The following is an 8788-nucleotide window of genomic DNA, read 5'->3' on the forward strand; positions in this document are numbered from 1 at the left end:
CTACGGGGGTGGGCGCTCTCCCGCATTTTTTCGTGCTCAGTGCGCGTCCGCCCAGCTCTTCCCCGCGCCCACGTCCACCTTGAGCGGCACCTTCAGCTCGGCGACGGAGGCCATGCTCTTCACGGCCAGCGCCTTCACGGCCTCCACCTCCGCGTCCGGCGCTTCGAAGAGCAGTTCGTCGTGCACCTGGAGGAGCACGCGCGTCTTCAGCTTCTGCTCCCGGAGCGCGGCGTCCACGGCCAGCATGGCCTTCTTCATCAGGTCCGCGGCGGTGCCCTGGATGGGCATGTTGATGGCGGCGCGCTCGGCGGCCTGGGCCACCGCCCGGTTCTTGGAGAGCAGGTCCCCCATCAGGCGGCGGCGGCCGTAGAGCGTCTCCACGTAGCCCACCTTGCGCGCCTTCTCCACGGTGTCCTCCAGGTACTGGCGGATGCCCGCGTACCGGGTGAAGTACCGCTCGATGACGTCGCGCGCGTTCTCCTGGGAGATGCCCAGGCGCGTGGACAGGCCGTGCGCGGACAGGCCGTAGGCGATGCCGAAGTTCACCATCTTCGCCACGCGGCGCTGCTCGCGGTCCACGTCCTTGGGGGCCACGCCGAAGACTTCCGCCGCCGTGCGGCTGTGGATGTCCTCGTCATTGCGGAAGGCGTCGATGAGGACCGGGTCCTCCGCGATGTGCGCCAGCAGCCGCAGCTCAATCTGCGAGTAGTCCGCGCTCACCAGCTGGTGCCCGGCGTCCGCCACGAAGGCGCGGCGGATTTCACGCCCCAGCTCCGTGCGGACGGGGATGTTCTGCAGGTTCGGGTCGGACGAGGACAGCCGGCCGGTGGCGGTGGCTGCCTGGTGGTACGTGGTGTGGATGCGCCCGTCCTTCGCCACCAGCGTGGGCAGCGTGTCCAGGTAGGTGCTCTTGAGCTTGGACAGGCCCCGGTACTCGATGAGCGCGCGCGCGAGCACGCTGTTGTGCTCCTCGGCCAGCTTCTCCAGCACCTCCTGGTCCGTGGACGGGCCCGTCTTGCCGCGCTTGAGGATGGGCAGCTTCTGCTCCTCGTAGAGCACCTGCGCCAGCTGCGGATTGGAGCCCAGGTTGAAGACGTGGCCCGCGGCCTGGTGGCACTCGGCCTCCTTCGTCTTCACCTCCACGTCCACGCGTTCGGACGTGCGGCCCAGCTCCACCACGTCCAGCTTCACGCCCTCGCGCTCCATCCGCGCGAGCACGGGCAACAGCGGCAGCTCCAGCGTGCGAGCCAGCTCCGAGAGTCCGCCCAGCTCCAGCTCCTTCCACAGCTCCGGAGCCATCCTGCGCGCCGCGTCCGCGCGCACCGCGTACGCCGCGGCCACCTCTTCCGGCCCGTGGTCCGCCAGCGGCCGCCCCTTCTTGCCCTCCACCGACGCGGGCAGCGCGGGCAGCTCCGAACGCAGCCGTTCGCGCGCCAGGTCCGCCAGCGCGTGCTCCCGGCGCGACGGGTTGAGCAGGTAGCTCAAGAGCTCCACGTCGTCCTGGGCGCCCTCCAGCGTCAGCCCTTCATGGGCCAGCACCAGCGTGAGCGCCTTGAGGTCGTGGCCGCCCTTCTTCACCGCCGCGTCCGAAATCACGTCCTTCATCACCGCGGTGAAGGCCGCCACCGGCACCTGCGTGGCGCCCAGCTGCTGGTGCCGCAGCGGCACGTACCGCGTGGAGCCATCCGGCAGCGCCACGCCCATGCCCACCAGCGGCGCCGCGAAGGGCATGCCCTCGTAGGCGGGCACCAGGGTGAGAGACCCGGCCGCCTTCGCCGCTTCCGCCAGCGCCTTCAGCTCCGCCTCGGTGGTGACCAGCGTGGTGGTGGTGGCGAGCGGCGCCACGTCCGGCCGCGCCGGGGCCTCCTCCGCGGGCAGGTCGCGCAGGAGCGCGAAGAACTCCAGCTCCGTGAACAGGTCCCGCGCACGCGTGGCGTCCGGCGCACGGCGGACCAGGTCCTCCAGCTTCACGCCCAGGGGCAGCCCGGTGTTGAAGGTGACGAGCTGCTTGGCGCGCGCCAGGCTCTCGCGGTGGGACTCCAGCGCCGCGCGGATCTTCGGCTTCTTCACTTCCTCCACGCGCGCGAGCAGCGTCTCCACGTCGCCGAACTGGTGGAGCAACTCCACCGCCGTCTTGTCGCCCACGCCGGGTACCTTGGCGACGTTGTCCACCGCGTCGCCCACCAGGGCCAGGAAGTCGCGCACCTGCTTGGGCAGGATGCCCATCTTCTCCTGCACGTCCGCGATGCCGATGCGCTTGTTCTTCGCGGGGTCGAAGAGGGTGATGTCCTCGTCGACAATCTGCATGAAGTCCTTGTCGCTGGTGACGACCAGGACCTGGAAGCCCTCCGCCTTCGCTTGCAGCGCCAGCGTGCCGATGACGTCGTCCGCCTCCCAGCCCTCCGCGTCCAGCGAGGCCAGGTTCAGCACGTCCCCCACCTTGCGGATGAGCGGGAACTGGGGCGTCAGGTCCTCCGGCGCCGCCTTGCGGTTCGCCTTGTACGTGGGGTCGATCTTCTGACGCTCCACGCGGCCGGACTTGTCGAACGCGAGCGCCACGTGCGTGGGCTTCAGCTCCTGCAGGGCCTTGAGCACCATGCGGGTGAAGCCCAGCACCGCGTTCGTGGGCACCCCCTTGCTCGTCGTGAGCGGGGGGATGGCGTGGTAGGCGCGGAAGATGAAGCCAGACGCGTCGAAGAGCGCCAGGCGGCGCTCGGAGCGCGGGGGGCTGGTGTCGGCCATCCCCCGTCCCTAGCGCGCCTACCGCTGTCTGTCCACGAAGCCCCGCACCGGAGCGCCGCTCAGCGGCACTTCATCTCGGCCTTCTTCGCGGCCATCTGCTCGGCGATGCCGTCACCCGGCACGGCGTAGTCCTCCACCGCCTGGAAGTCCGAGCAGCTGCCTACGCTGTTCAACGCGTTCTGCGCCTGCGTGGAGCAGAACGCCACCACGCGGTTCAGGTTCGTGTTGCCCTTGTAGAAGTCGAAGCCCATCTTCCAGATGCGGCAGCCGCGGCGGCGGTCCTCGCGGTCGGCGAAGTGCTTGCCACGCAGGTAGGCGGAGGCCGCCAGGTCCTGGAACATGTTCTTCCGGTAGAAGGACAGGTGCGACTCCGCCAGCTCCGCCATGATGCGCTTGTCCGTCGCCAGCGCGTCCTTGAACGGCGCCACCGCGCGCTCGGGGTCTTCGTTGGTGATGTTGCTCCCGCCCGTCTTGAAGAGCTGATCCACGTTGGACACGTCGCGAATGAGGTCGTCCGCGAGCTGGTGGTACTGCGCCTGGTCTTCCTTCGAGCGCAGCTTCTGCAGCGTCGCCATGGCCTCGCTGCCACGGCCGGCCCAGTAGTCCATCATCGCCGCCTGGATGAGCTTCGGGGCGTAGCGCTTGGCGAACATGGCGCGCACCTCGCTGGCCTGATCCACGCCCAGACCGTCCTCCTGGAGGATGTCGGACACGGGGCACGTCCACGGCTGCGCGTTCCGGTCCACGCGCTGGCGGGCCACCAGGAACTTCACGAACATGGTGTCCTTGGGGCGCCACTCGTTCTTGCGCAGACCGCCCTCCAGGCGGAGCGTCTGACCGATGGGCGGCTCCATGTCCTCCTTGCTCTGCTTCTGGCACCACACTTCCATGTACTGCTGGCAGCGCTGGACCGCGGGCCCCCACTGCGAGTTGTTCAGGTAGCGATTGCAGTCGAACTTCGCGCGATCCACGAACTGCTCGGCCGTCTCCTTCGCCTTGGAGCGGGCGCGGCGGAAGTACTCGCTCTCCTTCGGAATCTTGCGGAGGTACTCCAGGGCGTCCTTCTCGCGGTTGAGCTCGATGGACTTCTTCGCGGCCTCGAAGTTGTCGAAGGCCTCCTTCTCCAGCTTGATGCGCCGCACGAGGGTGTTCGCCTCGGCGTTGATGGGGTCCATGTCCAGCGCCTGCTCGCACGCCTTCTCGGCGCGGCCCCAGTCCGGAGCCCCCGTCTCGTTGGAGGCGTAGGAGCGGCACTCGCTGAGGAACTCCTGCACCTGCTGCGCGGGATCCAGCGGCGCGGCGGGCCCCGTCGGCTGCGTCTTCCGCGGCGCCCCGACGGAGGACTTCACCACCGCCGCCACCGCGAGCAGCGCCACCACGCCGCCCGCGATCACCATCAACTTGCGCTTATTGCCCGACTCGGGCGACGCCCGGCCACCACGACGTGCCGGCGCCGCGCCCGTGCCAGGACGGCGCGCGGGCGTCTCGGCGGCCTCGTAGGTCATCTCCACCACGCCGAACTGGAGGACGTCCCCGGGCTGCAGGTCGACGAACTCCTCGCCCAGCAATTCGCCGTTGAGCAGGGTGCCGTTCGCGCTGCCCAGGTCGCGCGCGAGCACGCCCGTGCCCTCGCGCTTCACCTCCGCGTGCTTCCGGCTCACGGAGTCGTCATCCAGGACGACCACCGCCGGAGGCGCCCGGCCCACCAGCAACGTGCCGTTGATGGGATAGGACTTGCCCGCCCATGGCCCCGTCATGCCCTTGAGCACCGGACCCGAACCCGCGCCCGCCGCCGCGGCACCCGCACCCGCGGGCGTGGAGCGAGCGGGCCGCTTCGCCAGCGCGCCTTCGGGCTTCGCGGCGCCGTTCTGCGTGGCCTTGGCGCGGATGCTGGGCATGGCGCGCGTGCCCTTCACGGGCGCGTCCGAGAGCGTCGCCGGATCGCCGGGCGGAGGTGTGGCCGCGCGGCGCCCGCTGGTGCTCCGGGCATTGCCCTTGAGCTTCATCTCGTAGTCGCCCAGCAGCACCTGCGAGGCCGGCGTCAGCGCCGTGGGCCCCTCGATGCGCTCGCCGTCCACGAAGGTGCCGTTCTGGCTGCCTCCGTCCTCGACGTAGACGGTGCCGCCCTCCACGTAGACGCGCGCGTGCTGCCGCGACACGCCGCCTTCCGTGAGGACCAGGTCATTGCCTTGCTGGCGGCCAATCTTCAGCTCGCCCGCGACTTCGTGCTCGTGCTCAGTGCCGTCAGGGTGACGGACGACCAGGGTAGGCATGGGCGCGTCAGTCCTCGCGGAAGATGCTCATGTTCACGGGGATGCCCTTGCGCTGGAGCTCGTCGTAGAACTTCGGGACGAAGCCTGACGCCACGTAGCGTCCGCGCACCTTGTGGTCCTCGGTGAAGCCGTCCTGCTTGTAATAGAAGATGTCCTGCAGGGTCACGATGTCGACCTCCATGCCGGACACCTCGGTGATGAAGCAGATCTTCCGAGAACCGTCGGAGAAGCGCGTCTGCTGCACGATGAGGTGCACGGCGCTGGCGATCTGCTCGCGGATGGCCTTCACCGGCAGCTCCATGCCGGACATGAGCACCATCGTCTCCAGCCGGGCAATCGCGTCACGCGGCGTGTTCGCGTGCAGCGTGGTGAGCGAACCGTCGTGGCCGGTGTTCATGGCCTGGAGCATGTCCAGCGTCTCGCCGGAGCGGCACTCGCCCACGACGATGCGGTCCGGCCGCATGCGCAGGCAGTTCTTCACCAGCTCGCGGATGGTGATGGCGCCCTTGCCTTCCAGGTTGGGCGGGCGGCTCTCCAGCTGCACCCAGTGGTCCTGCGGCAGCTGAAGCTCCGCCGCGTCCTCCACCGTGATGATGCGCTCACCCTCCGGGATGAACGAGCTGATGATGTTCAGCGTCGTCGTCTTCCCGGAGCCCGTGCCGCCGGAGATGACGATGTTGCGCCGGGCCGTCACGCACATCTCCAGGAACTCGGCCATCTGCGCGGTGACGGTCTTGTATTTGATGAGGTCCTGGATCTTCAGCGCATCCTTCTTGAACTTGCGGATGGTGATGCAGGGGCCCTTGAGCGCCAGCGGCGGGATGATGGCGTTCACGCGGCTGCCGTCCTTGAGGCGCGCGTCCACCAGCGGGCTGGATTCGTCGATGCGGCGGCCAATGGGCGCCACGATGCGCTCGATGACGCCGAGCACCGCCTGGTTGGAGGAGAACGTCTTCTCCGACAGGGTCAGCTTGCCCTTGCGCTCGATGTAGATCTGGTTGGCGTGGTTCACCATGATCTCGCTGATCTCTTCCGACGCGAGGAACGCTTCCAGGGGCCCCAGGCCCAGCGCCTCGTTGATGACGTCGGTGAGCAGCTCCTCCCGGTCCACGTCCCCGGGAAGCTCCTGGTCCGCCTCCATCTGGTCGATGATGTCCCGGATGGCCTTCTCGGTGCGGCGCCAGAGTTCCTCGTCCCCGAGCCGGTCCATGTCCATGCGGCGCAGGTCCAGGTACTCGATGAGCCGGTCGTGGATCTCCTTCTGGAGCCGCGAGTAGCGCTCCAGCCGGGGGTCCACCTTGCGCTTGTTCTTCGCCATGGCCGCGGCCATGGACGCGGGCATGCGGCTGGGAGCCGCGGGGGCGGGCGCGGGCGCCTCCTCCTCCTCGTAGGGCTCCTCCTCTTCGTAGGCCTCTTCCTCGTCGTAGGCCTCTTCGCCCTGCTCCTCGTCGTAGCCCTCGTCAGCGGGCTCGTCGGCAAGCGCCTCGACGTTGAGGATGTAGTCGCCGATGGAGACCTGGTCGGTGGGCTTCAGCACCATCGGCCCGGCGATCTTCTTGCCGTTCACGAAGGTGCCGTTCGTGGACTTCATGTCCACGATGATGAAGCGGCCGTCCTTTTCGACGATGCGGGAGTGGGTCTTGGAGACGTTCCCCTTGGCGAGCACGATGTCGTTGCCAGCAATCCGGCCGATCGTGATCTCGTTCTTGGGGTACTCCCGCTGCTCCGAACCGCCGCCCTTCTCCGTCAGCGTGATGAGAAACATGGGCCGGGATGCTACCAAGCCCTCCTACGACCTCAAAGACTCCTGCGACGCTCGCCCGCCTGCTGCCCGGAAACGGACGGGCCGGCACCCTCCCCCTCTGAAGCAGGGATGGGGCCGGCCCGGATCCAACGTGAGGGCGCTTTTGAGGGCCGTCAGTCGAAGATGTTGAAGTTCACCTCGGAGCGGGCCTGCTTGTAGCGGGTCTTCACGTCCTCGATGATGCTGCGGACCTTGTCCGAGTCCGGGTTCACGATGCGCGGGGTGACGAAGATCACCAGCTCGCGCTTGGTGGTGTCGAACGCGCGGTTCTTGAACAGCTCGCCCACGATGGGGATGTGACCCAGGCCGGGCAGCTTCGCGACGGCCTTCTGCTCGTCGTGGCTGAACACGCCGGACAGCACGATGGTCTCACCGTGGCGCACCGTGACGTTCGTCTTGACCTTGCGGGTGCGGAAGCCGGGGATGGCGGACGAACCACCGAAGGACACGGACACGGAGGTGTCGATTTCAGAGGCCTCCGCCTCCACTTCCGTCTGGATGTTGCCGTTGCGGTCCGCGGTGGGGCGGATGTTCAGGATGACGCCGTAGGGCTTGTACTCCACCGTGAACTGCGTGTTGGTGATGAGGGGGATGGGCACCTCGCCGCCAGCGAGGAACTCCGCCTTCTCACCGCTGGCGCACACCAGCTTGGGCTGCGCCAGCAGGCGGCCGTAACCGTCGTTGGCCTGGAAGCCGATGCTCAGGTCGGAACCGCCCGTCGCGCTCATGATCAGGCCGGAGACGGCGTCGCCAGAGGGGATGAGCGCCTTGTTCAGCGTCGCGGCGGCGGTCAGCGTGCCGGTGATGTCCGTGGGGTACTTGATGCCGTAGCGGTCGCGGCTGTTGCGGCGGATTTCGACGAACTGGACCTCGGAGAGGATCATCCGCTTGATGCCGACGACGAGCAGGTTCTCCACCTTCTCACCGATGGCCTTGGTGATGAGCTCCGCCTTCTGGAGGTCCTGCTGGCTCTCCACGGAGCCCTCCAGGAAGATGGTCGCGCCCACCACGTTGGCCTGCACGTTCTTCAGGCCCGCCTTCTGGAAGGCCGCGTTCAGGTTCTGCGCGACCAGCTTCTTGGCGTTGGGGGCGATCTTCACGAACGACTTCACGTTCGGGTACAGGCTCACCACCTGCTCGATGCGGTCCGCGTCCTGCGTGGTGTAGGCCTGACCGTCCAGGTAGATGCGGTCACCCACCATGCGCACGGACACGCCTTCGATTTCACCCAGCAGGCGCTTGATTTCGGAGATGACCTCGTTGGGGTCCTGCTTGCGGACCGTCACCAGGTAGCTGATGCGCTGACCCGAGGACTTCCAGACGAGCAGCGTCGTCTTGCCTTCGGCGTTACCGGTGACGAGCAGCTGGCCGGTGCCGAGCGTCTTCACCTCGGCGATGGACGGATCACCCAGCGCGACGCGGCTGAGGCCGGGAATGGTGAGCACCTTCTGGGTACCCACACCCAGGCTGACGGAGCTTCCCTCCTGGGCCAGGGCGGGGGCACTGGCCACCAGGGTGACGAGGGCGCCGAGCGCCAGGGCTTGCGTGAAGCGAGTGGACATCGTGTGAATCCCCTTCTTGCGTGCGCGCGCCCGGCCTGACGGCGCGCTATCCCAGATGTTGTTGCTGCCACCACATGGCCCAGAAAGTCCCGACCGCGATGGAGACGCCGTAGGGGATGTGTCGCACGGGAGCGGGCGAGGTTTCCTCGCGCATCCATTTCATCCGCACCGCCCAGCGACGGGCCACCGCCGCCAGCGTGTCCCAGACGGCCCCCTGCCACAGCAGCGTGACGATGGCCTGCAGCGCGCCCGTAAGCGAGATGAAGGCCGCCGCGGCGAGCACCGTGGGAAAGCCCAGCACGCAGCCCACGCCCGCCATCAGCTTGACGTCACCCCACCCCATGCGCCCGCGCAGCGCACCCGGCACCAGCAGCAGCGCGAGTCCCGCGCCCGCCAGTAGCCCGCTC

5 protein-coding genes are annotated in these 8788 nt (G+C 68.2%); all 5 read right to left on the reverse strand.

The window, feature by feature from the left end; translation table 11 throughout:
* Positions 1–36 precede the first annotated feature (36 nt).
* A complete protein-coding gene (gene polA / locus D7Y11_RS39675; protein ID WP_120581114.1) occupies positions 37–2742 on the reverse strand; it encodes a DNA polymerase I in 2706 nt (901 codons plus the stop codon).
* Positions 2743–2801: 59 nt separating this feature from the next.
* Positions 2802–5015: an FHA domain-containing protein gene (locus tag D7Y11_RS39680; protein WP_126936285.1), complete on the reverse strand. Its 2214-nt coding sequence runs from the start codon at positions 5013–5015 to the stop codon at positions 2802–2804.
* Between the two features lie 7 nt (positions 5016–5022).
* The gene (locus D7Y11_RS39685) at positions 5023–6780 is read right to left on the reverse strand and encodes an ATPase, T2SS/T4P/T4SS family (RefSeq protein ID WP_120581116.1); all 1758 of its coding nucleotides are present in this window, start codon (positions 6778–6780) and stop codon (positions 5023–5025) included.
* Between the two features lie 152 nt (positions 6781–6932).
* Positions 6933–8381, reverse strand: a complete 1449-nt coding sequence (locus D7Y11_RS39690; RefSeq protein WP_120581117.1) for a type II and III secretion system protein family protein — start codon at positions 8379–8381, stop codon at positions 6933–6935.
* Between the two features lie 46 nt (positions 8382–8427).
* Positions 8428–8788, reverse strand: a 361-nt coding sequence (locus tag D7Y11_RS39695; RefSeq protein ID WP_126936286.1) for a prepilin peptidase, incomplete at its 5' end; no start/stop codon positions are given.

Source organism: Corallococcus sp. AB018 (assembly GCF_003986945.1).
In the GTDB taxonomy this organism is placed as follows: Bacteria; Myxococcota; Myxococcia; order Myxococcales; family Myxococcaceae; genus Corallococcus; species Corallococcus exiguus.

Coding starts and splice junctions, on each gene's coding strand:
- D7Y11_RS39690 (WP_120581117.1), bottom strand. CDS start 8,381: ATGTCCACTCGCTTCACGCAAGCCCTGGCGCTCGGCGCCCTCGTCACC.
- polA (WP_120581114.1), bottom strand. CDS start 2,742: ATGGCCGACACCAGCCCCCCGCGCTCCGAGCGCCGCCTGGCGCTCTTC.
- D7Y11_RS39680 (WP_126936285.1), bottom strand. CDS start 5,015: ATGCCTACCCTGGTCGTCCGTCACCCTGACGGCACTGAGCACGAGCAC.
- D7Y11_RS39685 (WP_120581116.1), bottom strand. CDS start 6,780: ATGTTTCTCATCACGCTGACGGAGAAGGGCGGCGGTTCGGAGCAGCGG.